We start from the raw sequence: 344 nt of genomic DNA, 5'->3' as shown, positions 1-344 counted from the left end.
TGGCGTCCCCTAGGGGACTCGAACCCCTGTTACCGCCGTGAAAGGGCGGTGTCCTAGGCCACTAGACGAAGGGGACAGAACCTTTACAACACTTCACGATGCAGCGCGCCTGGGCGCTCTGCCATCGTCATGAAAGAAGGCGCCATGTGCCTTCGATCAACAGGCAATGGACATGTCCATCGACCCTTGAATGGAGCGGGAAACGAGACTCGAACTCGCGACCCCGACCTTGGCAAGGTCGTGCTCTACCAACTGAGCTATTCCCGCGTGGCGTCCCCTAGGGGACTCGAACCCCTGTTACCGCCGTGAAAGGGCGGTGTCCTAGGCCACTAGACGAAGGGGAC

Annotated in this window: 3 tRNA genes; all 3 read right to left on the bottom strand. The window is 60.2% G+C overall.

The window, feature by feature from the left end:
* Window positions 1-76: transfer RNA gene (locus tag ACSZPK_RS26960), tRNA-Glu, on the bottom strand.
* A 115-nt stretch (window positions 77-191) separates the two neighbouring features.
* Window positions 192-267 (bottom strand) — tRNA-Gly (locus tag ACSZPK_RS26955).
* Between the two features lies 1 nt (window position 268).
* Window positions 269-344 (bottom strand) — tRNA-Glu (locus tag ACSZPK_RS26950).

Origin of the sequence: Pseudomonas sp. LRF_L74 (assembly GCF_965644255.1) — a bacterium.
GTDB lineage: Bacteria > Pseudomonadota > Gammaproteobacteria > Pseudomonadales > Pseudomonadaceae > Aquipseudomonas.
Note: the sequence above shows the minus strand (reverse complement) of the source record. Positions and strands in the feature narration are given on the sequence as shown.